This window comes from Ideonella aquatica, from assembly GCF_018069755.1.
Classification (GTDB): domain Bacteria; phylum Pseudomonadota; class Gammaproteobacteria; order Burkholderiales; family Burkholderiaceae_C; genus Ideonella; species Ideonella aquatica.
Genome location: NZ_JAGQDE010000001.1, coordinates 136,404 through 162,147 on the forward strand (window position 1 = coordinate 136,404; position 25,744 = coordinate 162,147).

At 71.2% G+C, this 25,744-nt stretch carries 27 protein-coding genes; 26 read left to right on the top strand and 1 reads right to left on the bottom strand.

The window, feature by feature from the left end; translation table 11 throughout:
• Positions 1–41: 41 nt before the first annotated feature.
• The 23 genes from KAK06_RS00665 (at position 42) to KAK06_RS00775 (ending at position 20,658) form a co-directional block, all read left to right on the top strand.
• The gene (locus tag KAK06_RS00665) at positions 42–1,154 is read left to right on the top strand and encodes an ABC transporter substrate-binding protein (RefSeq protein WP_210800147.1); all 1,113 of its coding nucleotides are present in this window, start codon (positions 42–44) and stop codon (positions 1,152–1,154) included.
• A gap of 93 nt (positions 1,155–1,247) precedes the next feature.
• A complete protein-coding gene (locus tag KAK06_RS00670; protein ID WP_210799759.1) occupies positions 1,248–2,924 on the top strand; it encodes a diguanylate cyclase domain-containing protein in 1,677 nt (558 codons plus the stop codon).
• Between the two features lie 223 nt (positions 2,925–3,147).
• Complete coding sequence (locus KAK06_RS00675) at positions 3,148–4,230, top strand: hydrogenase small subunit (protein ID WP_210799760.1); 1,083 nt, start codon at positions 3,148–3,150, stop codon at positions 4,228–4,230.
• A 40-nt stretch (positions 4,231–4,270) separates the two neighbouring features.
• Positions 4,271–6,127, top strand: a complete 1,857-nt coding sequence (locus KAK06_RS00680) for a nickel-dependent hydrogenase large subunit (protein WP_210799761.1) — start codon at positions 4,271–4,273, stop codon at positions 6,125–6,127.
• A gap of 25 nt (positions 6,128–6,152) precedes the next feature.
• Positions 6,153–6,722 carry a HupE/UreJ family protein gene (locus tag KAK06_RS00685; protein WP_210799762.1) on the top strand — a complete coding sequence of 190 codons (570 nt, stop codon included), beginning with the start codon at positions 6,153–6,155 and terminating at the stop codon, positions 6,720–6,722.
• 28 nt (positions 6,723–6,750) lie between these two features.
• A complete protein-coding gene (cybH, locus tag KAK06_RS00690; RefSeq protein WP_210799763.1) occupies positions 6,751–7,482 on the top strand; it encodes a Ni/Fe-hydrogenase, b-type cytochrome subunit in 732 nt (243 codons plus the stop codon).
• Positions 7,483–7,489: 7 nt separating this feature from the next.
• A complete protein-coding gene (locus KAK06_RS00695) occupies positions 7,490–7,846 on the top strand; it encodes a HigA family addiction module antitoxin (protein WP_310741002.1) in 357 nt (118 codons plus the stop codon).
• 16 nt (positions 7,847–7,862) lie between these two features.
• On the top strand, positions 7,863–8,546 hold the full coding sequence (locus KAK06_RS00700) for a HyaD/HybD family hydrogenase maturation endopeptidase (protein WP_210799764.1): 684 nt from the start codon (positions 7,863–7,865) through the stop codon (positions 8,544–8,546).
• 8 nt (positions 8,547–8,554) lie between these two features.
• Positions 8,555–8,857, top strand: coding sequence for a HypC/HybG/HupF family hydrogenase formation chaperone (locus KAK06_RS00705; protein ID WP_310741003.1), 303 nt, complete (start codon positions 8,555–8,557; stop codon positions 8,855–8,857).
• Positions 8,858–8,868: 11 nt separating this feature from the next.
• The gene (locus KAK06_RS00710) at positions 8,869–9,327 is read left to right on the top strand and encodes a thioredoxin domain-containing protein (RefSeq protein ID WP_247652566.1); all 459 of its coding nucleotides are present in this window, start codon (positions 8,869–8,871) and stop codon (positions 9,325–9,327) included.
• 17 nt (positions 9,328–9,344) lie between these two features.
• Positions 9,345–10,232: a hydrogenase expression/formation protein gene (locus tag KAK06_RS00715; protein ID WP_210799766.1), complete on the top strand. Its 888-nt coding sequence runs from the start codon at positions 9,345–9,347 to the stop codon at positions 10,230–10,232.
• A complete protein-coding gene (locus KAK06_RS00720; RefSeq protein WP_310741004.1) occupies positions 10,229–10,456 on the top strand; it encodes a rubredoxin in 228 nt (75 codons plus the stop codon). Before KAK06_RS00715 ends, KAK06_RS00720 begins: the two co-directional genes overlap by 4 nt.
• A 2-nt stretch (positions 10,457–10,458) precedes the next feature.
• On the top strand, positions 10,459–10,980 hold the full coding sequence (gene hybE / locus KAK06_RS00725; protein ID WP_210799767.1) for a [NiFe]-hydrogenase assembly chaperone HybE: 522 nt from the start codon (positions 10,459–10,461) through the stop codon (positions 10,978–10,980).
• Positions 10,977–12,110: a hypothetical protein gene (locus KAK06_RS00730; protein WP_210799768.1), complete on the top strand. Its 1,134-nt coding sequence runs from the start codon at positions 10,977–10,979 to the stop codon at positions 12,108–12,110. Before hybE ends, KAK06_RS00730 begins: the two co-directional genes overlap by 4 nt.
• On the top strand, positions 12,098–12,481 hold the full coding sequence (locus KAK06_RS00735) for a hydrogenase maturation nickel metallochaperone HypA/HybF (RefSeq protein WP_210799769.1): 384 nt from the start codon (positions 12,098–12,100) through the stop codon (positions 12,479–12,481). The genes KAK06_RS00730 and KAK06_RS00735 overlap by 13 nt, the downstream gene beginning before the upstream one ends.
• 2 nt (positions 12,482–12,483) lie before the next feature.
• On the top strand, positions 12,484–13,362 hold the full coding sequence (gene hypB / locus KAK06_RS00740) for a hydrogenase nickel incorporation protein HypB (RefSeq protein WP_210799770.1): 879 nt from the start codon (positions 12,484–12,486) through the stop codon (positions 13,360–13,362).
• The gene (locus KAK06_RS00745; RefSeq protein WP_310741005.1) at positions 13,322–14,509 is read left to right on the top strand and encodes a Kae1-like domain-containing protein; all 1,188 of its coding nucleotides are present in this window, start codon (positions 13,322–13,324) and stop codon (positions 14,507–14,509) included. The genes hypB and KAK06_RS00745 overlap by 41 nt, the downstream gene beginning before the upstream one ends.
• 3 nt (positions 14,510–14,512) lie before the next feature.
• Entirely contained in the window at positions 14,513–14,752 is a 240-nt protein-coding gene (locus tag KAK06_RS00750; protein WP_210799771.1) for a HypC/HybG/HupF family hydrogenase formation chaperone, read from the top strand.
• Positions 14,749–15,888: a hydrogenase formation protein HypD gene (gene hypD / locus KAK06_RS00755; RefSeq protein WP_210799772.1), complete on the top strand. Its 1,140-nt coding sequence runs from the start codon at positions 14,749–14,751 to the stop codon at positions 15,886–15,888. Before KAK06_RS00750 ends, hypD begins: the two co-directional genes overlap by 4 nt.
• A gap of 7 nt (positions 15,889–15,895) precedes the next feature.
• Positions 15,896–16,954, top strand: coding sequence for a hydrogenase expression/formation protein HypE (gene hypE / locus KAK06_RS00760; protein WP_210799773.1), 1,059 nt, complete (start codon positions 15,896–15,898; stop codon positions 16,952–16,954).
• Between the two features lie 31 nt (positions 16,955–16,985).
• Positions 16,986–17,480: a hypothetical protein gene (locus KAK06_RS00765; RefSeq protein ID WP_210799774.1), complete on the top strand. Its 495-nt coding sequence runs from the start codon at positions 16,986–16,988 to the stop codon at positions 17,478–17,480.
• On the top strand, positions 17,480–19,180 hold the full coding sequence (locus tag KAK06_RS00770) for an enoyl-CoA hydratase-related protein (RefSeq protein WP_210799775.1): 1,701 nt from the start codon (positions 17,480–17,482) through the stop codon (positions 19,178–19,180). Before KAK06_RS00765 ends, KAK06_RS00770 begins: the two co-directional genes overlap by 1 nt.
• Positions 19,177–20,658, top strand: a complete 1,482-nt coding sequence (locus KAK06_RS00775; protein WP_210799776.1) for a sigma-54-dependent transcriptional regulator — start codon at positions 19,177–19,179, stop codon at positions 20,656–20,658. Before KAK06_RS00770 ends, KAK06_RS00775 begins: the two co-directional genes overlap by 4 nt.
• On the opposite strand, the gene KAK06_RS00780 is transcribed toward KAK06_RS00775, so the two are convergent.
• Complete coding sequence (locus tag KAK06_RS00780) at positions 20,659–22,047, bottom strand: GGDEF domain-containing protein (protein WP_210799777.1); 1,389 nt, start codon at positions 22,045–22,047, stop codon at positions 20,659–20,661.
• A 68-nt stretch (positions 22,048–22,115) separates the two neighbouring features.
• On the opposite strand from KAK06_RS00780, the gene KAK06_RS00785 reads away from it, so the two are divergent.
• From KAK06_RS00785 to KAK06_RS00795, 3 genes are read left to right on the top strand one after another with little or no spacing between them, the layout of a single operon-like run.
• The gene (locus tag KAK06_RS00785) at positions 22,116–23,117 is read left to right on the top strand and encodes an NADH-quinone oxidoreductase subunit B family protein (RefSeq protein WP_210799778.1); all 1,002 of its coding nucleotides are present in this window, start codon (positions 22,116–22,118) and stop codon (positions 23,115–23,117) included.
• Complete coding sequence (locus tag KAK06_RS00790) at positions 23,114–24,589, top strand: nickel-dependent hydrogenase large subunit (RefSeq protein ID WP_210799779.1); 1,476 nt, start codon at positions 23,114–23,116, stop codon at positions 24,587–24,589. The genes KAK06_RS00785 and KAK06_RS00790 overlap by 4 nt, the downstream gene beginning before the upstream one ends.
• 42 nt (positions 24,590–24,631) lie before the next feature.
• Entirely contained in the window at positions 24,632–25,738 is a 1,107-nt protein-coding gene (locus KAK06_RS00795) for an HD-GYP domain-containing protein (protein ID WP_310741006.1), read from the top strand.
• Positions 25,739–25,744: the final 6 nt, after the last annotated feature.

Sequence of the window (25,744 nt, forward strand, 5' to 3'; positions counted from 1 at the left end):
TCGCTCGCAAACTCATCCATTCACTTGTCGCCACCGCCGCGATGCTGGCCGCCGCTGGCGCCGCCTGGGCTGACATCAATGTCGGCGTCACGGTGTCGGCCACCGGCCCGGCGGCCTCGCTGGGCATTCCCGAGAAGAACACGATCGCGCTGATGCCGCAGACGATTGCCGGCCAGAAGGTCAACTACATCGTGCTGGACGACGCCTCGGACACCACCAAGGCCGCCACCAACACGCGCCGCCTGATCACCGAGGACAAGGTTGACGTCATCCTGGGCAGCACCACCACGCCCAATTCACTGGCCATGATCGACGCGGTGGCCGAGGCCCAGGTGCCGATGATCTCGATGGCCGCCTCGGCCCGCATCATCGAGCCGATGGACGCCAAGCGCCGCTGGGTTTTCAAGACGCCGCAGAACGACATCATGATGTCGCTGGCGATTGCCGCCCACATGGCCGACGCGGGCGTCAAGACCGTGGGCTTCATCGGCTTTGCCGATGCCTACGGCGAGGGCTGGTTCCAGGAGTTCAGCAAGGCCGCTGGCCTGAAGGGCCTGAACATCGTCGCCAGCGAGCGCTACAACCGCAACGACGCCTCGGTGACCGCCCAGGTGCTCAAGCTGGTGGGCGCCAAGCCCGACGCCATCCTGATCGCCGGCTCCGGCACGCCCGCCGCGCTGCCGCAGACCGGCCTGGTCGAGCGCAACTACACCGGCAAGGTCTACCAGACCCACGGTGTGGCCAACAACGACTTCCTGCGTGTGGGCGGCAAGGCGGTGGAGGGCACCTACCTGCCGGCCGGCCCGGTGCTGGTGGCGGCGCAGCTGCCGGCCAGCCACCCGCTGAAGAAGAGCGCGACGGAGTACATCACCAAGTACGAGGCGGCCTACGGCAAGGGTTCGGTGTCCACCTTCGGTGCCCACGCCTGGGATGCCGGCCTGCTGATGTCGGCCGCCGTGCCGGTGGCCCTGAAGAAGGCCCAGCCCGGCACCCCGGCCTTCCGCGCCGCGCTGCGCGACGCGCTGGAGCAGATCAAGGAGCTGCCCGGCGCCCACGGCATCTTCAACATGTCGCCCGGCGACCACCTGGGCCTGGACCAGCGCGCGCGGGTGATGGTCAAGATCGAGGGCGGGGCCTGGAAGTACCAGCCCTGAGTCCGGCCGGTCCGGAAACCTCGAGAGCCGGGCCGCAAGCCCGGCTTTTTTTTCGGCCTGCCGCCAAGGGCTTTGCGTTAGGCTCTGCCTGACATGTCCGACCGGCCCCGAACCCCGTCTGCTGCCTGGTGGCCGCTTGCGCTGGCCGTGGGGGTGGTGGCCGCGATGGTGGTGCTGCTGGCGGCGCTGGCGCTGCGCCAGGAGCATGAGCGCCGACTGGCCTATGCCCAGGGCGTGACACGCAACCTGGCCTTGTTGATCGAGGCCCAGCTGGCCGGCGTGCTGGCCCGGGCCGATCTGCGGCTGGTGCAGATGGGCGCCGCATCGGCCGGTGACCCCGGCGGCTGGCAGGCCGCCCATCCCACGCCGGCGCCGGGCCTGACGGTGCGTGGCCCCGAGCGCGACGAGCGCGGCAACTGGGTGATGGTGCTGTCGCGCCCGTCGGCCCAGCCGGGTCGGCCGCCGGTGAGCCTGGCCATCCCGGTGGAACAGTTGGGTGCGGTGCTTGACCGCGTTTCGCTGGGCACGCTGGGTGCCGCGACGATCCGCACCACCGACCTGGCCCTGGTCTACCGCCACCCGCTGCCACCGGGCGGCCTGACGCAGATCGGCAGCCGCGAGGTGTCGGCCGGCTTGCGTGCGGCCGTCACGCTGGCGCCCGAGGCGGGCGACTTCAACGCACCCACCGCGCTCGACGGCATTGCCCGGCTCAATGCCTACCAGCGCGTCGATGGCTATCCGTTCTACGTGCTCGTCGGCCTGCCCGAGCAGGACTTTCCCCGCGGCTGGAGCCGCATGGACCTGGCGATGATCGCGGTGGCGTCTGTGTCGCTGCTGGCCACGCTGCTGGGCGGCTGGCTGCTGCACCTGGGCGCGCGGCGCCGGATCGACCTGATGCAGCGCCGCCACGCGGCCATCGTCGAGTCCTCGACCGACGCCATCCTCAGCAAGACGCTGGACGGCGTGGTCACCAGCTGGAACCGCGGCGCCGAGCGCATCTTCGGCTGGACCGCGCAGGAGATGATCGGCCAGCCCTTGCGGCGCGTCGTGCCCGACGACCTGCTGGAGCAGGAGCAGGACATCATCCAGCGCCTGCAACAGGGGGAGGAGATCACCGCGCTGGAGACCGAGCGCCTGTGCCGTGACGGCCGGCGATTGCCGATGTCGCTGACGATCTCGCCGGTGCGCGATGCCGAAGGTCGCATCAGGGGGGCCTCCACCATCGCGCGCGATATCTCGCGCCAGAAGGCCCTGGAGGCCGAGATCCGGGCCCTGGCCTTCCTGGACCCGCTGACCCAGCTGCCCAACCGCCGCCTGCTGCGCGACCGCCTGCTGCAGGCCCAGCAGGTCAGCCGCCGCAGCGGTCACTGGGCGGCGGTGATCTACCTGGACCTGGACGGCTTCAAGGCCTTGAACGACACCCACGGCCATGACGTGGGCGACCTGTTCCTGGTCGAGGTGGCGCGGCGCCTGAAGGCGGCGGTGCGCGAGACCGACACCGTGGCTCGCCTGGGCGGCGACGAGTTCGTCGTGCTGTGTGCCGAGCTGGGCGCGGCACAGGGCGCGGCCACCGAGGCGGTGCTGGCGATTGAGGCCAAGATCACCCATGCCGTCGAGGCGCCCTGGCAGCTGCGCGACCTGCACCTGGCACCGCGCGTCAGCCTGGGCCACCGGCTGTTCCTGGGGACCGACGACGACATCGATCTGGTCCTGCGCGACGCCGACGGCCGCATGTACGCCGACAAGCAGCGCCGCCGCCACGGCCACTGATCGCGACGCTTCCAGTCGCCCCTCCAGATTGGCAAGTCAGTGACCAGGCCCCGGTGAGGGTGTCACCGGCGCCTTGCGCTGGCTCAAGAATTCCCCTTCCCCGACAAGCACTTGCGCAGGCCACCTGGGGCTTTCCCTGGGCGGGCCGCCGTGGGCACGCGCCTTGTAAACAGCCAGTCACACGCGCCGCGCCCGGCGTGTGCCGATGTCTGGAGGAGACCCCATGGAAAGCTTTTACGAGGTGATGCGGCGGCAGGGCATTTCCCGCCGCAGCCTGATGAAGTACTGCTCGCTGACCGCCACCTCGCTCGGTCTGGGGCCCGCCTTCGTGCCGCAGATCGCCCATGCGATGGAAACCAAGCCGCGCACCCCGGTGCTGTGGCTGCACGGCCTGGAATGCACCTGCTGCTCCGAGAGCTTCATCCGCTCGGCCCACCCGCTGGCCAAGGATGTGGTGCTGTCGATGATCTCGCTCGACTACGACGACACGCTGATGGCCGCCGCCGGCCACCAGGCCGAGGCGATCCTCGACGAGATCATGACCAAGTACAAGGGCAACTACATCCTGGCCGTCGAAGGGAACCCGCCGCTCAACGAGGACGGCATGTTCTGCATCCAGTCGGGCAAGCCCTTCATCGAGAAGCTCAAGCACGTCGCCAAGGACGCCAAGGCGGTGATCGCCTGGGGTTCCTGCGCCAGCTGGGGCTGCGTGCAGGCCGCCAAGCCCAACCCCACGCAGGCCACGCCGATCCACAAGGTGATCACCGACAAGCCCATCATCAAGGTGCCCGGCTGCCCGCCGATCGCCGAGGTGATGACCGGTGTCATCACCTACATGCTGACCTTCGACAAGATCCCCGAGCTGGACCGCCAGGGCCGGCCCAAGATGTTCTACAGCCAGCGCATCCACGACAAGTGCTACCGCCGGCCGCACTTCGACGCCGGCCAGTTCGTCGAGGCCTTCGACGATGAATCCGCGCGCAAGGGCTACTGCCTCTACAAGGTGGGCTGCAAGGGTCCGACCACCTACAACGCCTGCTCCACCGTGATGTGGAACGAGGGCACCAGCTTCCCGATCAAGGCCGGCCACGGCTGCATCGGCTGCTCGGAAGACGGCTTCTGGGACAAGGGCTCGTTCTACGACCGCCTGACCACCATCCACCAGTTCGGCATCGAGGGCACGGCCGACCAGATCGGCGGCACCGCGGCCGGCGTGGTCGGCGCGGCCGTCGCGGCGCACGCGGCCGCCTCGGCGATCAAGCGCGTGTCCACCGCCAAGAACGACTCCACCACCACTGGCGCCTGAGCGCCGGCGGCCTGAACCGAACACCTGAAGGATCCCAACCATGGGCGTGATCGAAACCCAGGGCTTCAAGCTCGACAACAGCGGCAAGCGCATCGTCGTCGACCCCGTCACCCGCATCGAAGGCCACATGCGCTGCGAGGTGAACGTCGACAAGGACAACATCATCCGCAACGCGGTCTCCACCGGCACCATGTGGCGCGGGCTGGAGGTCATCCTCAAGGGCCGCGATCCGCGCGACGCCTGGGCCTTCGTCGAGCGCATCTGCGGCGTGTGCACCGGCTGCCACGCGCTGACCAGCGTGCGGGCGGTGGAGGATGCGCTGGGCATCAAGATCCCGCTCAACGCGCACCTGATCCGCGAGATGATGGCCAAGACGCTGCAGGTCCATGACCATGCGGTGCACTTTTACCACCTGCATGCGCTGGACTGGGTGGACGTGGTCAGCGCGCTCAAGGCCGACCCGAAGAAGACCTCCGAGCTGCAGCAGCTGGTCTCGCCCAGCCACCCGCTGTCCTCGCCGGGCTACTTCCGTGACGTGCAGAACCGGCTGAAGAAGTTCGTCGAATCCGGCCAGCTCGGCCCCTTCATGAACGGCTACTGGGGCTCCAAGGCCTATGTGCTGCCGCCCGAGGCCAACCTGATGGCCGTGACCCACTACCTCGAGGCGCTGGACCTGCAGAAGGAATGGGTCAAGGTGCACACCATCTTTGGTGGCAAGAACCCGCACCCGAACTACCTGGTCGGCGGCGTGCCCTGCGCGATCAATATCGACGGCAATGGTGCTGCCGGCGCGCCGATCAACATGGAGCGGCTGAACTTCGTCGAGGCCCGCATCAAGGAGATGATCGAGTTCAACCAGAACGTCTACCTGCCGGACGTGCTGGCCATCGGCACCCTCTACAAGCAGGCGGGCTGGCTCTATGGCGGTGGCCTGTCGGCCACCAATGTGGCCGACTACGGCACCTACGAGAAGGTGCCCTATGACTTCAGCACCCACCAGCTGCCCGGCGGCGTGATCCTGAACGGCAACTGGGACGAGATCCACGCGATCGACCCGCGCGACCCCGAGCAGGTGCAGGAGTTCGTCTCGCACAGCTGGTACAAGTACGCCGACGAGACCAAGGGCCTGCACCCCTGGGACGGCGTGACCGAGCCCAACTTCCAGCTGGGCGCCGGCACCAAGGGCAAGCGCACCGCGATCGAGAACATCGACGAGTCGGCCAAGTACTCGTGGATCAAGTCGCCCCGCTGGCGCGGCCATGCGGTGGAGGTAGGCCCGCTGTCGCGCTACATCCTGGCCTACGCGCACGCCAAGAAGGGCAACAAGTTCTGCCAGCGCCCTAAGGAGCAACTGGAGTTCTCGGCCCAGATGATCAACAGTGCCATCCCCAGAGCGCTGGGCCTGCCCGAGACGCAGTACACGCTCAAGCAACTGCTGCCCACCACCATCGGTCGCACGCTGGCGCGCTGCCTGGAAGGCCAGTACTGCGGCGAAATGATGATGGACGACTTCAAGCAGCTGGTCGCCAACATCAAGGCAGGCGACACCGCCACTGCCAACGTCGACAAGTGGGATCCCGCCACCTGGCCCAAGGAGGCCAAGGGCGTGGGCACGGTGGCCGCGCCGCGCGGCATGCTGGGCCACTGGATCAAGATCAAGGACGGCAAGATCGAGAACTACCAGTGCGTGGTGCCCACCACCTGGAACGGCTCGCCGCGTGACCACAAGGGCCAGATCGGCGCCTTCGAGGCCTCGCTGATGAACACGCCGATGGTCAACCCCGAGCAGCCGGTCGAGATCCTGCGCACGCTGCACAGCTTCGACCCCTGCCTGGCCTGCTCGACCCACGTGATGAGCCCGGACGGGGCCGAGCTGTGCACCGTCAAGGTCCGCTGAGCCGCACGCACCAAGGAGACACCGCATGAAGAAGTTCCTCTCGCTGCTGGCCCTGCTGGCCGCCGCCTCCGCCGCCTCGGCCCACACCGGCCATGGCACCCACAGCCTGATGGAGGGCCTGGCCCACCCGCTGGGCGCTGACCACCTGCTGGCGATGCTGGCGGTGGGTGTGTGGTCGGCCGCCACGCTCAGAGGGCGCGCCCGCTGGGCGGGGCCTGGCGTCTTCGTCACGGGCCTGCTGGCCGGTGCCACGCTGGGCGCAGCCGGTCTGGCGCTGCCGCTGACCGAACAAGGCATCGCGCTGTCGGTGGCGATGTTCGGCGCGATGCTGCTGGCCGGTGAGCGCCTGCCGCAGCACGTCGGCCTGGTGTTGATCGGCGCGGCAGCGATGCTGCACGGCCTGGCCCACGGCGCTGAGCTGCCGGCGGGTGGCGTGTTCGCCGCCTACGCGGCCGGCTTCGTCGCCACCACCGTGGCGCTGCATGTCGCCGGCCTGGGGCTTGGCGGCGTGCTGCGCCAGTTGCATGCGGCGGCCTGGCGCCTGGCCGGGGCCTCGCTGGGCCTGGCCGGCCTGCTGCTGCTGGCCCGTGCCTGATCGGCGCGCTGCCGCAAGGAGTCACCGCATGAATGCCACCTCCGCAGAGAAGCTGGCCGATGCCACCGGCATCGACCCCGGCGCGATCGAGCACGGCGCCACCATCAAGTCGGTCTACGTCTACGAGGCGCCGGTGCGCCTGTGGCACTGGATCAACGCGCTGGCCATCACCGTGCTGTGCGTCACCGGCTACTTCATCGGCTCGCCGCTGCCCACCATGCCCGGCGAGGCCAGCGCCAACTACCTGATGGGCTACATCCGCTTTGCCCACTTCGCCGCCGGCTATGTGCTGGCGGTGGGGCTGATCGGGCGGGCCTACTGGGCGCTGGTGGGCAACCACCACTCGCGCGAGCTGTTCACGCTGCCGCTGACGCAGCCGGCCTACTGGCGCGAGGTGATCACCATGCTCAAGTGGTATGCCTTCCTGATCCCGCAGCCCAGCCGCTATGTGGGCCACAACCCGATGGCGCGCCTGGCGATGTTCTTCGGCTACTTCCTGTTCTCGCTGTTCATGATCCTCACCGGCTTCGCCATGTACGGCGAGGGCCTGCAGGCCGGCTCCTGGGCCGACCACCTGTTCGGCTGGGTGATTCCGCTGATGGGCCAGAGCCAGGATGTGCACACCTGGCACCACTTCGGCATGTGGGGCATGGTGATCTTCGTGACGCTGCACATCTACGCCGCGATCCGCGAGGACATCATGGGCCGCCAGAGCATCGTCAGCACGATGATCTCCGGCTACCGCACGTTCAAGAAGTGAGCCTCAGGTGAACCAGCCGGCCCGGGCCGTTCCGCGTCAGCCGCAGCAGCCGCAGCAGCCGCAGCAGCCGCCAGCTGGCGTGCCGCTGCGCGCCCCGATGCACCCGGGCCGCCTGCTCGAGCGCCAGTTCCTGGTGCCGCTGGGCATCAACCAGACCCGCGCGGCGCTGCTGCTGGGCGTGTCGCGCCGGCGCGTCAACGAGCTGGTGATGGGCCACCGCGCGATGTCGCCCGACACCGCGCTGCGCTGCGCCATCGCCTTTGGCACCAGCGCCACCTTCTGGCTGGAGATGCAGGCCCACTGGGACTGCTACCAGGCCTGGCGCGCGATGCGCGCTCCCGCCGCGGCCGACGCGGCGCACTGACCCTCCTTGGACGACGATGAACGACCTGACTTCTCCTGGCGCGCCTGAACCGGGGTGTAACGCGGCTGGTGGCACCGACGAGACCATCGTCGTGCTGGGCATTGGCAATGTGCTGTGGGCCGACGAGGGCTTCGGCGTGCGCTGTGTGGAGGCGCTGGACGCGCGCTACCGCTTTGCGCCCCATGTGCGCCTGGTCGACGGCGGCACCCAGGGCCTGTATCTGATCCAGCATGTGCAGGAAGCCACCCGGCTGCTGATCCTGGACGCCATCGACTACGGCCTGGCGCCCGGCACGCTGCACCAGGTCGAGAACGAGGAGGTGCCGCGCTTTCTGGGCGCCAAGAAGATGAGCCTGCATCAGACCGGTTTCCAGGAGGTGCTGATGCTGGCCCAGCTGACCGAGCGCTACCCGGCCCAGGTGCTGCTGATCGGCTGCCAGCCCGAGCAGCTGGAGGACTACGGCGGCAGCCTGCGACCGGTGGTCAAGGCCGCGCTGGAGCAGGCGGTGCACCTGGCGGTGGAACGGCTGCGCGCCTGGGGGGCCGATCCGCAGCCGCGCCAGGCCCCGCCAGCCGAGTCCGAATCGGTCAGCGTGCCCACCTTGTCGCTGGCCGCTTATGAGTCGGGGCGCCCCAGCGCCGACAGCGCCTGCCGCGTCGGCGACGAGCGCTTCATCATGACCGCACCTGAGAGGGCCTGAGCATGTGCATGGGCATCCCGATGCAGGTGATGGCGCTGCAGCCGCCGCGCCAGGCCCTGGTGCACGGCCGCGGCGAGACCAAGACGGTGGACACCGCGCTGCTCGACGGCCTGGCGGTGGGCGACTGGGTGCTGGTGTTCATTGACGGCGCGCGCGAACACATCAGCGGCGAGCGCGCCGCCGAGGTGGACGCCACGCTGGACCTGGTGGCGCTGGCCATGGGCGGCGCCCAGGCCGATGGCGACGCGGCATTCGCGCTGCCCTCGGCGATGAGTGACGAACAACTGCGCGCCCTGACCGGCGCCGTCTGAAGGAGAGAACCATGAGCGAGACCCTGATGCCCGACGATCTGGATGAGCGCGAGGCGCCGCTGGTGCGCCGCCTGGCCACGCTGCACGGCTGCGCCTGGGTCGACGGCGCCAGCCACGACGACTTTGTCGCCCGAGCCGGCGACCAGGTGCTGTTCTTCACCGGCGACACGGTGCGCTTCCCCGAGTGCCTGGACGTGGCGGTGGTGCTGCCCGAGCTGCAGCGCGCCTTTCCCGGCCGCTTTGGCGTGGGGGTGGTGCGCCGCGGCGACGAGGATGCGATCGCGCGCCGCTGGGGCTCGCAGCGCTGGCCCTCGCTGGTCTTCGTGCGCGACGGGCAGTATGTGGGCACGCTGTCCGGGATGATGGACTGGACCGACTACCTGGCCCGCGTGGCCGCGCTGCTGGACACCCCGGCCAGCCGCCCGCCGATCCCGCTGATGGGCGCCCAGTCCGCGTCCGCCTGCCACTGAACCGGAGCCCCACCGCGATGAACACCACCTCCCGTCCGTTTCCCATCCCCGTGATTGCCCAGACGCCCGGCGGCCTGCCGGTCGACGATGGCCTGGAATACCTGAGCATGCCGCGCGGCATGGACACCTACCAAGCGCCCAGCCTGCCCGAGCCCGAGGAACTGGTCGGCCACGACGGCGCGCGCCAGGCCCTGCACGCGGTGCTGGCGGCGCTGCGCCAGGCGGCCGCCGGCGAGGCCGCGGCACCGGTGTCGCTGCAGGGCCTGTCGGCCGACGACCTGGCACTGATCCACCAGGTGCTGGGCGAGGGCGAGGTCAGCGCCCAGGTGCTGGCGGCGCCGGGCGACCTGTCGCGCCCGGGCGTGCTGCAGGTGCAGGAATCGGTGTTCGCCGGCGTCTGGCGCGTCATTGGCGACCGTGGCGACGGCGTGTTGATCGACCATGTCGAGGCCGGCCCGATTCCCGCGCTGCTGATCAGCGCGGCGCGCGAGGATGCGCGCCTGGCGCCGGCGGCCATGCCTCTGCCGGCCGAGGCCTCGAACGCACAGGCTGTGCTGGTCGAGCTGGCCGAGCACCGCCAGCACTGGCGCGCCGGTCTGCCGGCCGAGGTGGTCAACCTCAGCCTGCTGCCGCTGTCCGCGCTGGACATCGGCCTGATGGACGCGCAGATCGGCACCGGCCGCGTGCTGATCCTCTCGCGCGGCTACGGCAACTGCCGCATCACCAATGCGGGCGTGCCCAACACCTGGCGGGTCGTGTACTACAACTCGCAAGACACGGTGATCCTGAACTCGGTCGAGGTGTGCGCCATCCCCGAGGTGGCCTGCGCCGCGCCCGAGGACTTGCAGGACTCGGTCGAGCGTCTGGCCGAGGTGCTCGCCTGGGTGGACGGAGCCGGCGCGTGAGCCTGCCCGACATCCGCTTCGAGGGCAGCTACCTGGGCGACGCCAGCCGCCTGCCAGCGAATGCGCGCCTGGAGTGCAAGATCTGCTGGTGGGTCTACGATCCAGCCGAGGGCGACGCCCAGTGGCAGGTGCCGCCGGGCACGCCCTTCACCGGTCTGCCGGCCCACTGGCGCTGCCCGCAGTGCGACGGTGACCGGGAGCAGTTCATGGTGCTGGGGGACTGAGGGTGAGCACGCAGCAGGCGGTGGATCGGCGGGCCGAGTCGCTGGCTCAGTGCTTCCGTGCGATCCAGCGCGAGCGCATGGCTGGGCTGCCCTTTCTGCACCCGCGGCTGCAGGTGCAGGTGCTGGGCCTGGCGCCGCAGGCCGACGAGCCGGCCGTGCTCAGTGGCATCCTGCTGACGCCGTGGTTCATGAACCTGGTGCGTCTGCCGCTGCGCCCGCTGGATGCGCTGGCTGGCCTGGCCGATGGCTGGGCGGGCGTGGGCCTGCGTGTCACTCGGCGGGTCGGGCAGCACGAGTTGGACCTGCTGGGTGGCATCGAGCCCGGTCTGGGCGTGTTCGAGGCCGCGTCACTGTTCTCGCCCATGGGCGACTTTGTGGACCAGGCCGCCGCCGTGGCCGCCGCGCAGGAGGTGCTGCACCAGCTGCGCCAGCCCACCACTGAGGCGACGGTGGCGACACCGGCCAGTGTCATGCCCTCCCGCCGGGGCTTTCTGATGGGCCGCTCGGCCGGGGTGCTGCGGTGATCGGCGCGGCGATTGACCTGGCCGGCCGGCTGCGCCTGTGTCCCGGGCGGCAGCCGGCGCTGGACAGCACGCGCCGCGACTGGCTGCCGGCCCTGGCCGCCGGCCGCCCCGCCGCCGATCTGCCGGCGCTGGTGGGCGCGCTGTTCAGCCTGTGCGGCCACGCTCACCGCTGGGCGGCACAGGCGGCGGTGCAGGCCGCAGGCGGCCTGGCACCGGTGGTGGACGCCGCCGCCCGCCGTGCCCATCGCCTGGCCACGCTGAAAGACCAGTGGATGCGTCTGGCCGCCGACTGGCCGCGCACCTTGCCGGGTGCGCCCGCCGGCGACGCGATGGCCGCGCTGCTGCGCGACAGCCCGCTGTGGCGCACCGGCCTGGACGATGCGCAGCGCCTGCATGCGCTGCCCAATTGGCTGGCCACGCAAGTGCTGGGTCAGCCTCTGGACGCCTGGCTGGCGGACGTGGCCGGGGACCCGGTGGATCAGCCCTGGCGCTGGGCGGCCCAGGGCGCGTCGCCGCTGGCCGTGCTGCTGCACAGCCAGCGCGCGGCCCGCGCGCTGGCCACGCCGGTGGGTGCGCTGGACCTGCTGGCCGAGGCGGCGCACTGCCTGCCGGCACTCGCCGAGCTGATGACCCAGCCCGGCTTTGCCATGCGCCCGCACTGGCAGGGCCGTGTGCCCGACACCGGCCCCTGGTCGCGCCAGGCCGGCGCGCTGCCCTGCGCCAGCGCGGGCGAGCGCCTGGCCGCCCGACTGATCGAAACCCTGCGCCTGGCCGGCCCCGATGGTGATGATTGGCTGGCGATGGGCGCGCTGCCGCTGGCGCCGGGCGAAGGCCTGGCCTGGGTGGAGATGGCGCGCGGCCTGCTGGTCCACCGCGTGCGCCTGCAAGACAGCGCCGATGGCCCGCTGCTGGCCGATGCCCGCGTGCTGGCACCGACCGAATGGAACGTCCATCCGCAGGGCCACCTGGCGCAATCGCTGGCCGCGCTGGACCCGGCTGATGCCGAGGCCGCTGCCCGTCTGGCCGTGGCCTTCGACCCCTGTGTGGCTTTCGAGGTGGCGCCACCCGGCGCGGAGCAGAATCCGGCCATGCCCCAGCGCCGCCAGGAGGATCCGCGATGCATGAACTGAGCCTGGCCGGCGGCGTGCTGCGCCTGGTCGAGGACGCCGCGCAGCGCGAGGGCTTTGCCCGCGTCTCGCGGCTGCAGCTCGAGGCCGGCGCATTGTCTGGCGTCGAGGTGCGTGCGCTGCGCTTTGGCCTGGATGCGCTGCGGCCCGGCACGGTGCTGGAGGGCGCCGAGATCGTCATCGACGAGCCGGCCGGCACCGCCTGGTGCCTGCCCTGTGCCCAGACCGTGGAGATTCGCAGCCGAGCCGATGCCTGCCCGCGCTGCGGCGGCTACCAGATCCAGCCCACCGGCGGCACCGAGCTGCGTGTCGTCGACCTGTGGGTGCATGACGACCCGGCGCCCGAGACGGCGTCGACGAACGAGGAGTCCTAAGTATGTGTGTGGTGTGCGGATGCGCCGGTGAGGGCGCGCAGAAGACCGAGGGCCACGTGGCCGTGAACCCGGCCACTGGGGATCTGCATTACGGCGCGGGCGCCGCGCGGGTGTCGGTGCCCGGCATGAGCCAGGCGCGGGCGATCAAGCTGGAGGCCGACGTGCTGGGCGAGAACAAGCGCCTGGCCGAGCTCAACCGCGCGCACTTCGCCGCGCACGGCGTGACCGCCTGGAACCTGGTGTCCAGCCCGGGCTCGGGCAAGACCACGCTGCTGTGCGCGACGATCGAGGCGCTCAAGGCCCGCGCCCCCGGCCGCGCGGTGGCGGTGATCGAGGGCGACCAGCAGACCTCCAACGACGCCGACCGCATCCGCGCCACCGGCGCCCCGGCCATCCAGGTCAACACCGGCAAGGGCTGTCACCTGGATGCGCAGATGGTGGCCGATGCCTTCGGCCGGTTGGACCTGCACGGCCATGCGCACCACGACCATGGTCACGAGCATCACCACCATCACCATGATCACGACGGCCCGCTGCTCTTCATCGAGAACGTCGGCAACCTGGTCTGCCCGGCGATGTGGGACCTGGGCGAGGTGGCCAAGGTGGCGATCCTGTCGGTCACCGAGGGCGAGGACAAGCCGATCAAGTACCCCGACATGTTCGCCGCCGCCCAGTTGATGGTGCTCAACAAGACCGACCTGCTGCCGCACCTGGACTTCGACGTGCCCCAGTGCATCGAGTACGCCCAGCGCGTGAATCCCGGCATCGAGGTGCTGCTGGTGTCGGCGAAGACCGGCCAGGGCATGGACGCCTGGCTCGACTGGCTGCTGGAGGCCGCGCATGTCCACGCCCACCCCCACCACCATCACGACCATGCCTGAGCTGCGCCGGCACCAGTTGCCGCAGCCCGCGCCGGCAGCCGTGCTGGCGCTGGGCGCCTACCTGAAGAACAGCGCAGCGCTGCTGCAGGGCGAGGCCTGCTGGTGGTCGCCGCTGCATGGCGATCTGGGCGAGCCCGGCGCCTGCGAGGCCCTGGAGGCCAGCGCCCGCACATTGCTGGCGCAGGCCGACGGCCCCATCGCCGCCGTGGCCCACGACCTGCACCCCGACTTCTTCAGCACCCACCTGGCCCAGCGCCTGGCCGCCGAGCTGGGTGTGCCGGCCGTGCCGGTGCAGCATCACCACGCCCACATCGCCGTGGTGCAGGCCGAGCAGGCGATCGACGGCCCGGTGATCGGCCTGGCGCTGGACGGTGTGGGCCTGGGCACCGATGGCGTGGCCTGGGGGGGCGAGGTACTGCGGGTGGCCGATCGCGCCCAGGCGCAGCACTGGCAGCGCCTGGCGCATCTGCCGCAGATCGCGCTGCCGGGCGGCGACGTTGCCGCCCGCGAACCCTGGCGCCTGGCCGCTGGCGTGCTGCACGCGCTGGGCCGTGCCGATGAGATCGCGCCGCGCTACGCGCCCCTGGTGGGCGAGGGCGCGGTGAGGCTGCTGCGGCAGATGCTGGACCGCGGCCTGAACTGCCCGCCGTCCACCGGCGCGGGGCGCTGGTTCGACGCCGCCGCCGGCCTGCTGGGCCTGAGCGTGAAACAGCAGCACGAGGCCGAGGCGGCGATCGCGCTGGAGCAGGCCGCCACGGCCTACCTGGCGGCCCATCCGGGCCTGCAGGGGGCATGGCCTTCGCTGGACCTGCGCCCGCTGCTGGCCGAACTGGCTGACGAGACCGCGCCCGACCTGGACGAAGCCGCCCGCCGTGAAGCCCAGGGCCGTGGCGCCGCGATGTTCCACCTGGCGCTGGTGGCCGGACTGGCGCACGCGGCGATACGCGCGGCTGCCGCGCAGGGCGCCACCACCGTGGTGCTCGGCGGCGGCTGCTTCTTCAACCGCATCCTCAAGACCCGCCTCACCGCGGCGCTGCAGGCCGCCGGCCTGACGGTGGCCGCGCCGCGCGATGTCTCCTGCGGCGATGCCGGACTGGCCCTGGGCCAGGCCTGGATCGCCGCCTGCACCGTGACCCACAAGGACTGATCCATGTGCCTCGCATTACCGGCCCGCGTGGTCGCCCTGCTCGACGCCGACCAGGCCCAGGTCGACCTGGGCGGGGTGCGCAAGAGCATCTCGATCGCACTGACCCCCGGCGCCGCGGTGGGCGACTACGTGATCGTCCACGTCGGCCACGCGATCGGGCTGGTCGACCCCGAGGAGGCCGAGCGCACGCTGGCCCTGTTCGCCGAGATGGCCGCGATGGAGCAGGGGGGGGCCGCGGCATGAAGTACATCGACGAGTTCCGCGACGGCGAGCTGGCCCAGGGCATCGCCCGGCGCATCGCCGCCGAGCTGCAGCCCGATCGCCGCTACGCCTTCATGGAGTTCTGCGGCGGCCACACGCATGCGATCTCGCGCTACGGCATCGCCGAGCTGCTGCCCGCCGCAGTGCGCATGATCCACGGGCCTGGCTGCCCGGTCTGCGTGCTGCCGATCGGTCGGGTCGACCAGGCGATCCAGTTGGCGCTGGAGCGCGGTGTGATCCTGTGCACCTACGGCGACGTGATGCGGGTGCCCGCAAGTCAGTCCTTGAGCCTGATGAAGGCCAAGGCGCGCGGTGCCGATGTGCGCATGGTCTATTCGGTGGCCGACGCACTCAAGCTGGCGCAGCAGCACCCGGACCGCGAGGTGGTGTTCCTGGCCATCGGCTTCGAGACCACCACGCCGCCCACCGCGCTGGTGCTGAAGACCGCGCGCAGTGCCGGTGTGGGCAACTTCAGCGTGCTGTGCAACCACGTGCTCACGCCCAGCGCGATCACCCACATCCTGCAAAGCCCCGAGGTGCGCGACTTCGGCACGGTGCCGATCGACGGCTTCATCGGCCCCGCCCACGTGAGCATCGTCATCGGCTCTGACCCCTATGTGCACTTCGCCGAGGAGTACCGCAAGCCGGTGGTGATCGCCGGCTTCGAGCCGCTGGACGTGATGCAGGCCATCCTGATGCTGGTGCGCCAGGTCAACCAGGGCCGTGCCGAGGTGGAGAACGAGTTCACCCGCGCCGTCACGCCCGAGGGCAACCTGGCCGCGCAGGCCGTGGTGGCCGAGGTGATGGAGCTGCGCAGCAGCTTCGAGTGGCGCGGCCTGGGCGAGGTGCCCTACAGCGCGCTCAAGCTGCGGCCCGACTACGCCGCCTTCGATGCCGAGCAGCGCTTTGGCCTGACATATCAGCCGGTGCCCGACCACAAGCAGTGCGAGTGCGGCGCCATCCTGCGCGGCGTCAAGCGGCCCACCGACTGCAAGCTCTTCGGCACCGTCTGCACGCCCGAGAACCCGATGGGCTCGTGCATGGTGTCCAGCGAAGGCGCCTGTGCGGCGCACTACAGCTACGGCCGCTTCCGCGACATTCCGGTGGTGGCCGCCTGAGAACGACATGACGACCAAGAAAGACTACATCCGGCCGCTGGACCTCCGGCAGGGCTGCGTCGACATGAACCACGGTGCCGGCGGCCGCGCCGGCATGCAGCTGATCGAAGAAGTCTTTGCCCGCGCCTTCGACAATGAGTTCCTGCGCCAGGGCGACGACGGTGCCGCACTGCCCGCGCCGCCGCCCGGCCACCGGCTGGTCATGGCCACCGATGGCCATGTGATCTCGCCGCTGTTCTTCCCCGGCGGCGACATCGGCGCCCTGTCGGTGCACGGCACGGTCAACGACGTGGCGATGATGGGCGCACAGCCGCTGTACCTGTCGGCCAGCTTCATCCTGGAAGAGGGCTTTGCGCTGGCCGATCTGAAACGCGTGGTCGACTCGATGGCGGCCGCCGCTCGCCAGGCTGGCGTGCCGGTGGTCACCGGCGACACCAAGGTGGTCGAGCGCGGCAAGGGCGATGGCGTCTTCATCGCCACCACCGGCGTCGGCGCGCTGCCGCCGGGGCGGCGGCTGTCGGGGGCGCTGGCGCGGCCGGGCGATGTGGTGATCGTCTCGGGCACGATTGGCGAGCATGGCGTGGCGGTGCTGTCGCAGCGCGAGTCGCTGGAGTTCGAGACCGCGATTGTCTCCGACACCGCCGCGCTGCACGGCCTGGTGGCCGACCTGCTGGCGGCCGTGCCCGAGGGTGCGGTGCGCTGCCTGCGTGACCCCACGCGCGGTGGCCTGGGCACCACGCTCAACGAGATCGCCCGCCAGTCTGGCGTGGGCCTGCTGCTCGATGAGGCAGCGATTCCGGTGCTGCCCCAGGTGGACGCGGCCTGCGAACTGCTGGGCCTGGATCCGCTGTACATCGCCAACGAGGGCAAGCTGGTGGCCATCGTCGCCCCCGAGGTGGCCGAGGCCGCGCTGGCCGCGCTGCACGCCCATCCGCTGGGGCAGCGTGCGGCGCGCATCGGCGTCGTGCAGGCCGACGACCACCGCTTCGTGCAGATGACCACCCGCTTCGGCGGTCGCCGTGTGGTCGACTGGCTCAGCGGCGAGCCGTTGCCGCGCATCTGCTGAAACGGCCCCGCCATCGCGCCAGGAGTTTGCGATGTCCCGATCCGCCGAGCTCATCTACCGCAAGACTGCGGCCGGCCAGGCCGAGCTGGTGCAGCGCCAGGCCGGCCTGGGGCCGCGCGAGCGGGCGCTGCTGGTGATGGTCAATGGCCAGGAGCCGGTGCAGCGTCTGGTCGATCGCCTGGGAGAGAGCGTGCCGGACACGCTGTCGCTGCTGCGCCAGCGCGGGCTGATCGAGCCGGTCTCGGCCGAGCGCCCGGCGCGCACTCCGCCACCGCCGCCGCGCCCTGCAGAGCCGCCACCTGTGGCCGCGGGCCTGGACCCGCAGCGCCACCGCCAGGCCGGCCAGGCCCTGGTGGCGCTGCTGCTGCCGTACTTCGGGCCTGATGCGCCGCGCATCGCCGAGAAGGCCTTGCGCGCCCGCAGTCCGCAGGAGTTCAACGACGGCGTCACCGCGGTGGCCGAGCGCCTGGCCATCCACCTCGGCCGGCGCAAGGCCGCCGAGGCCACCGACCCGCTGCGCTGGTGATGCGCATCCTGCTGCTCTGCCACGCCTTCAATGGCCTCAGCCAGCGCCTGCACACGGCGCTGCGCGAGGCGGGGCACTGGGTGACGGTGGAGCTGGACATCGCCGACAGCGTCACCGATGAGGCAGTGCGTCTGGCGCGGCCCGATCTGCTGATCGCGCCCTTCCTGAAGCGGCGCATCCCGGCATCGGTCTGGCGCGCCGTGCCCTGCTGGGTGGTGCATCCCGGCCCGCCCGGCGATGGCGGCCCGAACGCACTGGACTGGGCGGTGGCGCGCGGCCTGCCGCGCTGGGGCGTGACGGTGCTGCAGGCCGATGGCGGTTTCGACAGCGGCCCGGTGCAGGGCCATGCGGCTTTCGAAATGCGCGCCGCCACCAAGGCCAGCCTGTACCGCCATGAGGTCAACGCGGCGGCCACCGCGGCGGTGATGGCGGCGCTGGACCGCTGGCAGCAGCCGCCCCCGGCCGTGCCGCGCGAGGGCACCTGGCAGGACGCCTTCCGGCGCGCGCAGCGCCTCATCGACTGGGCGCGCGACGACACCACCACCGTGCTGCGCACCGCCCGCGCTGCCGACAGCGCTCCCGGCGCTCTGGCGACCGTGGCGGGCGAGGCGCTGCGCCTCTTTGACCTGCACCCCGCCACGCCCGAGGCGCTGGCCGATGGCGAGCGCGCCGCGCCCGGCACCGTGCTGGCGCGCCGCGGCCCGGCGCTGCTGCTGCGCACCCGCGATGGCGCGGTCTGGGTGGGCGCGCTGCGCCGTGGCGAGCAGGGGCTGAAGCTGCCCGCCACGCTGGCCCTGCCTGCGCTGGCCGCTGCAGTGCCCGAGCGTCCGGTGCCTCTGCAACGCCCGCAGGACGAGTACGACGAACTGCACTACACCGAGACCGGCTCGCCCGGTGCCCGCGTCGGCTGGTTGCGCTTCGCGTTCCACAACGGCGCCATGGGCACCCGCGCCTGCCGCCGGCTGCAGCAGGCGCTGCAGGACCTGCGCCAGCGACCCCTGGCGGTGCTGGTGCTGGCCGGTGGCCCCGACTTCTTCAGCAATGGCATCCACCTGCACGAGATCGAACACGCCGCCGAGCAGCCCGGCGACAGCGCCGCCGACGCGTCGATGCGCAACATCGAGGCCATGGACGACGTCTGCCTGGAATTGATCACCCGAACCGACTGCCTGACCGTGGCGGCGCTGCGCGGCAATGCCGGTGCCGGCGGCTGCTTCCTGGCGCTGGCGGCCGACGAGGTCTGGGCCCATGACGGTGTGGTGCTGAACCCGCACTACAAGAACATGGGCAACCTCTACGGCAGCGAATACTGGACCTACACGCTGCCGCGCCGGGTGGGGCCCGAGCGCGCCCGCCAGATCACCCAGGGCCGCCTGCCGATCGGCGCCGCCGAGGCGCGCCGCCTGGGGCTCATGGACGCGGTGCTGGGCGAGGATGCTGCGGCTTTTGACCGTCTGGCCCCGGCGGCCGCTCAATCGCTGGCGCAGGATCCCGGCCTGACCGCTAGACTCGCATCCAAGGCCGCTCAACGTGCCGCCGACGAGGCCCAGCGCCCGCTGGCCGCCTACCGCGCCGACGAACTGCAACGCATGCGCCGCAACTTCTACGGCTTCGACCCCAGCTACCACGTGGCCCGGCACCACTTCGTGCACCGCGTGGCGCACGCCTGGACGCCGCGCCACCTGGCCCTGCACCGATGAACGCCCCCGACCCCTTGCGCCCCGGCCCGGCCGACCTGCCCACCGTGCTGCTGGTCGACGACGAGGTGCGCTCGCTCGACGCCATGCGCCGCACGCTGGACGAGGACTTCGGCATCCTCACCGCCGAGTCGGCCGAGGCCGCGCGCGATCTGCTGGCCCGCCAGGAGGTGGCGGTCATCCTGTGCGACCAGCGCATGCCGGGGCAGACCGGTGTCGAGTTTCTGAAGGAAGTGCGCGAGCGCTGGCCGGACACGGTGCGCATCGTCATCAGCGGCTACACCGACAGCGAGGACATCATCGCCGGCATCAACGAGGCCGGCATCTACCAGTACATCCTCAAGCCCTGGGTGCCCGACCACCTGCTGCAGACAGTGCGCACCGCGGTCGAGGCCCGGCTGCTGCAGCAGGGTCTGAGCCGGCTGGAGCTGGACCTGCGCAGCGGCGCACCGCTGCTGCGCGCGCGCCGCCAGCAGCGCCTGGGCGAGGCCCGCGCGGCCTTCGATTTCGAGCGCATCGTGCGTGCCCCGGGCAGCCCGATGGACGGCGTCTGCGCCACCGCGGCCAAGCTGGCCCGCTACGACCTGCCGGTGCTGATCGGCGGCGAATCGGGCACCGGCAAGGAGCTGCTGGCGCGCGCCATCCACTACGCCAGCCCGCGTGCCGACGGCCCCTTCGTGCTGGAGAACTGCGCTGCCATTCCGGACACCCTGCTCGAGAGCGAGCTCTTCGGCCACAAGCGCGGTGCTTTCACTGGCGCCTTCGAGGACCATGTGGGCCTGTTCCAGCGCGCCCACGGCGGCACGGTCTTCCTGGACGAGATCGGCGAGACCTCGCCCGCCTTCCAGGTCAAGCTGCTGCGCGTGCTGCAAGAGGGCGAGCTGCGGCCGGTGGGCTCGACCCGTCCGGTCCCGGTGGATGTGCGGGTGGTGGCTGCCAGCCACCGCCGCCTGGACGAGGAGGTGCGCGCCGGCCGTTTCCGCGAGGACCTGTACTACCGCATCGCCGGCGCCACACTGCACATGCCCGGGCTGCGCGAGCGCCGCGGCGACATCCTGCCGATCGCCCAGCATCTGCTCGCGCTGGTGGCGCAGGAGCTGGGCCGCCCGGGCATGCGCTTTGGTGACGGCTGCCTGCGCTGCCTGGTGTCCTATGACTGGCCCGGCAACATCCGCGAGCTGCGCAACGAGATCGCCCGCGCCGTGGCCCTGGCCGACGGCGAGATGCTGGGACCTGATTGCCTGTCGCTGAACCTGCGCCAGGGCCGCAGTGCGATGACCGCCGCCGCGGTCGGCGCTCCCGCAGGCCTGCCCGCCAGTGGCACGCTGCAGGAGCGACTGGACGCGGTCGAAGCGATGGTGCTGCGCGAGGCCTTGGAGCGCCACCGCTGGAACAAGACCCGGGTGGCGTCCGAGCTGGGCCTGTCCCGCGTGGGCCTGCGCGCCAAGCTGCAGCGGCTGGGTCTGGAGGACCGGTCGTGATCAGCCGCCGGCCAGCACGCAGCGGTTGCGGCCCTCGGCCTTGGCGCGGTAGAGCGCGCGGTCGGCCTGCTCGATCAGGCGCTGGTAGTCCGGATGTCCGTCATGCACCGCCACGCCGACGCTGATGGTCGCGTTCAGGCGGCTGCCACCGGCCAGAGGAATCGACTCCGCCGCCACCGCCTGGCGGATCTTCTCGGCCAGTTGCAAGGCCTGCAGCGCGCTGAGCTCCACCACCAGCAGCAGGAACTCCTCGCCGCCATAGCGGAACACCGAGTCGCCGCTGCGCACGCAGGCCACCAGCACGCTCGCCAGGTGCTGCAGCACCCGGTCGCCGGCCTCGTGGCCGTGGCGGTCGTTGATGTCCTTGAAGTGGTCGACGTCAACCATCAGCACCGCAAAGCTCGGGCCGCCGCGCCGGCTCAGCTCCACCTCTCGGCCCAGCACCGCCGGCAGGAAACGGCGGTTGAGCAGCTGGGTCAGTGCGTCACGGCCGGCTTCCAGGTCGACCAGGCGATCGAACAGCGTGCCGATCAGGTAGCGAGCCTGGCCCACCTCGCCCAGCACGGCGCGCAGACGGCGGCGCAGCTCCTCGCCGCCCGCGCTGATCTCACGCTGGCACAGCGGCAGCAGGGCGGAGTCGACGTGGGCGATGCAGTCGTTCAGCGCGGCCAGCTCGCCCGCCTGCGCGAAGATGGCTGGCGCCTTGTGCCGCACCCACAGGCCGAACGAGGACTGGCCCAGCGGCGAGAGCTCCAGCCCGGCTGGCGCTGTCATCACCTCCTGCAGCAAACGGTTCTCCCAGTCGAGCAGCGCGCTGCGCTGGCGCTCGCGCTCGAGCGACATGTTCAGGCTGCTGGCAAAGCCGCGGTAGGCCTCGTCGGTGCGGGTGGCCATGTCATGGGCGTCCACATACTGCGCCGACATCACCTCGATGGCCAGGTCCAGCAGCGCCTGGCCGGTGTGCGCGGCCTCGACCCGCACGGCCAGCGTCGCCACCTCACTGTCCAGCAACAGCTGGGTGAGCGACCGCTTCAGCAGACGTGCCCCGCGCATCACCAGGTCCACGCGCAGGCGGATGCGCGCATGGACCAGACCCACGTGGCGCTGCACCGCGATCTGCTGGCGCACCTGGTCGGCGTCCCAGCTGCTGGCCAGCTCGCGCACCCAGCGCTCCATCGACGGGCGCAGCCGCTGGTCGACCACGGCGTGGTCCAGGTAGCCCCGGGCCAGCGGGTCGGCCATCATGCCGTCGTAGAAGTGGCGCGCCAGCACCGGGGCCGCGGCCGAGGCGGTGCCCGAGAGCAGCGCGCGCGCCTCGGGCGAGGTGGCTGCGATCACCTCGCGCCAGTGATGTTCGATCGTCGGGTCGATGGCGGCGGGCTCGGACATGGGCACAAGGGGCACGGGGACGAATCCGCCAAAGGTAGCATGGCGGCGAGCATGGTCAGGAGCGCACAATGGGTCTGAACGTCCTGTGGCTGCAGAGCGGCGGCTGCGGTGGCTGCAGCATGTCGCTGCTGAACGCCGACGTCGCCGATTTTCCCGGCTGGTGGCGCCAGGCCGGGCTGAACCTGCTGTGGCATCCGTCGCTGTCGCTGGCCAGCGGCGTTGACGCGCTGGGCGTGCTGGACGATTGCCTGAACGCTCGCGTGGCGCTGGACGTGCTGTGTCTGGAGGGCGCGTTGCTGCGCGGCCCGCAGGGCACAGGCCGCTTCCATCTGCTGGCCGGCACCGGCTTGCCGATGACCCACTGGGTCGAGCGCCTGGCCGGCGTGGCGCGCCATGTGGTGGCGGTGGGCAGTTGCGCGGCCTTTGGCGGCGTCAGCGCCGCCGGGCCCAACCCCACCGAGGCCTGTGGCCTGCAGTTCGAGGATGACCGGCCCGGCGGCCTGCTCGGTGCGGCCTTCCGTGCCCGCGCTGGCCTGCCGGTGGTCAACGTGGCGGGTTGTCCCACCCACCCGGGCTGGGTGACCGACACGCTGTCAGCACTGGCCGCCGGGCTGCTGGGGCCGGATGACCTGGACAGCCTGCAGCGCCCGCGCTTCTATGCCGACCAACTGGTGCACCACGGCTGCACCCGCAACGAGTATTACGAGTTCAAGGCCAGTGCCGCCAAGCCCTCGGACCTGGGCTGCATGATGGAGCACATGGGCTGCAAGGGCACGCAGGCCCATGCCGACTGCAACATCCGGCTGTGGAACGGCGAGGGCAGCTGCACCCGCGGTGGCTACGCCTGCATCAGCTGCACCGAGCCAGGCTTCCAGGACCCGGGACACGCCTTCCATGCCACCCCCAAGCTGGCCGGCATCCCGATCGGTCTGCCCACCGACATGCCCAAGGCCTGGTTCGTGGCGCTGGCGTCCTTGTCCAAGAGTGCCACGCCCAAACGGGTCAAGCACAACGCCACCGCCGACCACATCGTCGTGCCGCCGGTGGCGCGGCGCACGCGGCTCAAATGAGCGCGCCGCGCCAGCTGCAGCTGGGCCCGTTCAACCGGGTCGAGGGCGACCTGGAGGTGACGCTGGAGATGGCCGACGGCGTGGTCCGGGCCGCCCGTGTCACCGCCACCATGTACCGCGGCTTCGAGCAGATGCTGCCGGGTCGCGACCCGCTGGATGCGCTGGTCATCGTGCCGCGCATCTGCGGCATCTGCTCGGTGTCGCAGTCGGTGGCGTCCGCGCGGGCCCTGGCCGACCTGGCCGGCGTGCAGCCACCGCCCAATGGTGAGCGGGTGATCAACCTGATGCTGGCCTGCGAGAACCTGGCCGACCACCTGGCGCACTTCTACCTCTTCTTCATGCCCGACTTCACGCGCGCCGACTACGCCGGCCGCGCCTGGTTCGCCGAGGCCCAGCGGCGCTTCGCCGCGCTGGACGGCTCAGGCGGTGGCGAGCACGCGCGCGCTGCGGTGCAGGCGCGCCAGCGCTGGTTCCGCCTGATGGGCCTGCTGGGCGGCAAGTGGCCGCACACCCAGAGCGTGCTGCCCGGCGGCAGCTCGCGCCCGGTGGAAGCCAGCGAGCGGCTGCGCCTGCTGGGCTGGGTGCGCGAGTTTCGCCAGTTCCTGGAGCAGCAGCTGTTTGGCGACACGCTGGAGGCGGTGGCGGCGCTGGACAGTGAGGCCGCGCTGGCCGCCTGGGTCGACGCCGCGCCCGGCCAGGGCGATCTGCGCCTGTTCCTTGCCATTGCCGCCGACCTGGGCCTGGACCGCCTGGGTCCGGGCCCGGGGCTGAGTCTGAGCGTCGGCGCCTACCCGATCGAGGGCCGCCCTGCCTTGGCACCGGGGCTGTGGGACGCCTCCGCGGCCTGCCTGTCCGCGGTGGACCTGGACCAGGTGCGCGAGGACGCCCACCATGCCTGGCTGGCTGACGAGGGCGGTCCGCGCCATCCCTGGCAGGGCCTGACCCAGCCGCAGGCCGACAAGCCGCAGGCCTACAGCTGGAACAAGGCGCCGCGCCTGGGCGGGCGGGTGCTGGAGACCGGCGCCATGGCCCGCCAGCTGGCCGACGGGCAGCCGCTGGTGCGCGCGCTGGTGGCCCGCGCTGGATCCAGCGTGCAGGCGCGGGTGCTGGCGCGCCTGCTGGAGATCGCGCGCGTGCTGCCCCGGATGGAAGACTGGCTCACCGGCCTGCGTCCGCGCGAGCCCTTCCACACCGTGCACACGCTGCCCAGCGAGGGGCAGGGCAGCGGCCACACCGAGGCCGCACGCGGCACGCTGGGCCATTGGCTGCGGGTCGAGCAGGGCCGCCTGGCCTCGTATCAGATCGTCGCGCCCACCAGCTGGAACTTCTCGCCGCGCGATGCCCAGGGTCTGCCCGGCGCGCTTGAGGCTGCCCTGGTGGGCCTGCCGGTGCGCGAGGGCGAGAGCGCCCCGGTGGCAGTGCAGCACATCGTCCGCTCGTTCGACCCCTGCATGGTGTGCACGGTGCACTGAACTTCGGGTAGGCTCTGCCCCACGGCATTACCCCCGACTTTTGTGCCCCCGACCGGCCTGCCCAGCGCCCGCATCCTGATCGTCGATGATGTACCCGAGAACCTCGCGGTGCTGGGCGAGCTGTTGCAGCACGAGGGCTACCAGGTCCAGGTGGCCAATGGTGGCGCGGTGGCGCTGCGTCTGGCCCTGGGTCCGCCGCCGCCCGACCTGATCCTGCTGGACGTCACCATGCCCGGCATGGACGGCTACGAGGTGCTGCGGCGCCTGCGCGCCGACGCGCGCACGGCCTCGCTGCCGGTCCTGTTCCTGACTGCGCGTGGTGACCCGGGCGACGAGGAATACGGCCTGCTGCAGGGCGCCGAGGACTACCTGACCAAGCCGATCCGCCCGGCCCTGGTGCTGGCCCGGGTGCGCAACCAGCTGCAGGCCAAGCGCGCGCGCGACGTGCTGGCCAACCAGAACGCGCTGCTGGAGGCCGAGGTGCGCCGGCGCATGGAGGACAACGACCGCATCCAGCGCGTCACCATCCGCGCCCTGGCCCACCTGGCCGAGACGCGCGACCCCGAAACCGGCAACCACATCCTGCGCACCCAGTCCTACATGGGCCTGCTGGCGCGCCGCCTGGCCCGCCATCCGCGCCATGCTGCGGTGCTGGACGAGGCGATGATCGAGCAATTGGTGCGCTCGGCCCCGCTGCACGACATCGGCAAGGTGGGCATACCCGACCACATCCTGCTCAAGCGTGCGGCGCTGGATGCCGATGAGTGGGAAGTCATGAAGACCCATGCCCAGCTGGGTGCCGACGCGATCGAGCAGGCCGAGCGCGACATTGACCAGCCGGTGCCCTTCCTGCAGATCGCGCGGCAGATCGCGCGCTGGCACCACGAGCACTGGGATGGCCAGGGCTACCCGGACGGCCTGGTGGGCGAGGCCATCCCGCTGTCAGCACGGCTGATGGCGGTGGCCGATGTCTTCGACTCGCTGGTCTCGCCGCGCGTCTACAAGCGGCCCTTCGATGTCGAGCGCGCGCGCCAGGCCATCGTCGATGGCCGGGGCACGCAGTTCGACCCGGATGTGGTCGACGCCTTCTGCGAGAGCTTCGAGGACTTCGTCGACGTGGCGCGCAGCCACGGTCTTCCGGCTGGATGAACGGCT

Excerpts from the sequence above, each read along its gene's own strand:
- KAK06_RS00665 (WP_210800147.1), top strand. The coding sequence starts at position 42 with ATGCTGGCCGCCGCTGGCGCCGCCTGGGCTGACATCAATGTCGGCGTC.
- KAK06_RS00670 (WP_210799759.1), top strand. The coding sequence starts at position 1,248 with ATGTCCGACCGGCCCCGAACCCCGTCTGCTGCCTGGTGGCCGCTTGCG.
- KAK06_RS00675 (WP_210799760.1), top strand. The coding sequence starts at position 3,148 with ATGGAAAGCTTTTACGAGGTGATGCGGCGGCAGGGCATTTCCCGCCGC.
- KAK06_RS00680 (WP_210799761.1), top strand. The coding sequence starts at position 4,271 with ATGGGCGTGATCGAAACCCAGGGCTTCAAGCTCGACAACAGCGGCAAG.
- KAK06_RS00685 (WP_210799762.1), top strand. The coding sequence starts at position 6,153 with ATGAAGAAGTTCCTCTCGCTGCTGGCCCTGCTGGCCGCCGCCTCCGCC.
- cybH (WP_210799763.1), top strand. The coding sequence starts at position 6,751 with ATGAATGCCACCTCCGCAGAGAAGCTGGCCGATGCCACCGGCATCGAC.
- KAK06_RS00700 (WP_210799764.1), top strand. The coding sequence starts at position 7,863 with ATGAACGACCTGACTTCTCCTGGCGCGCCTGAACCGGGGTGTAACGCG.
- KAK06_RS00705 (WP_310741003.1), top strand. The coding sequence starts at position 8,555 with ATGGGCATCCCGATGCAGGTGATGGCGCTGCAGCCGCCGCGCCAGGCC.
- KAK06_RS00710 (WP_247652566.1), top strand. The coding sequence starts at position 8,869 with ATGAGCGAGACCCTGATGCCCGACGATCTGGATGAGCGCGAGGCGCCG.
- KAK06_RS00715 (WP_210799766.1), top strand. The coding sequence starts at position 9,345 with ATGAACACCACCTCCCGTCCGTTTCCCATCCCCGTGATTGCCCAGACG.
- KAK06_RS00735 (WP_210799769.1), top strand. The coding sequence starts at position 12,098 with ATGCATGAACTGAGCCTGGCCGGCGGCGTGCTGCGCCTGGTCGAGGAC.
- hypB (WP_210799770.1), top strand. The coding sequence starts at position 12,484 with ATGTGTGTGGTGTGCGGATGCGCCGGTGAGGGCGCGCAGAAGACCGAG.
- KAK06_RS00745 (WP_310741005.1), top strand. The coding sequence starts at position 13,322 with ATGTCCACGCCCACCCCCACCACCATCACGACCATGCCTGAGCTGCGC.
- KAK06_RS00750 (WP_210799771.1), top strand. The coding sequence starts at position 14,513 with ATGTGCCTCGCATTACCGGCCCGCGTGGTCGCCCTGCTCGACGCCGAC.
- hypD (WP_210799772.1), top strand. The coding sequence starts at position 14,749 with ATGAAGTACATCGACGAGTTCCGCGACGGCGAGCTGGCCCAGGGCATC.
- hypE (WP_210799773.1), top strand. The coding sequence starts at position 15,896 with ATGACGACCAAGAAAGACTACATCCGGCCGCTGGACCTCCGGCAGGGC.
- KAK06_RS00765 (WP_210799774.1), top strand. The coding sequence starts at position 16,986 with ATGTCCCGATCCGCCGAGCTCATCTACCGCAAGACTGCGGCCGGCCAG.
- KAK06_RS00770 (WP_210799775.1), top strand. The coding sequence starts at position 17,480 with ATGCGCATCCTGCTGCTCTGCCACGCCTTCAATGGCCTCAGCCAGCGC.
- KAK06_RS00775 (WP_210799776.1), top strand. The coding sequence starts at position 19,177 with ATGAACGCCCCCGACCCCTTGCGCCCCGGCCCGGCCGACCTGCCCACC.
- KAK06_RS00780 (WP_210799777.1), bottom strand. The coding sequence starts at position 22,047 with ATGTCCGAGCCCGCCGCCATCGACCCGACGATCGAACATCACTGGCGC.
- KAK06_RS00785 (WP_210799778.1), top strand. The coding sequence starts at position 22,116 with ATGGGTCTGAACGTCCTGTGGCTGCAGAGCGGCGGCTGCGGTGGCTGC.
- KAK06_RS00790 (WP_210799779.1), top strand. The coding sequence starts at position 23,114 with ATGAGCGCGCCGCGCCAGCTGCAGCTGGGCCCGTTCAACCGGGTCGAG.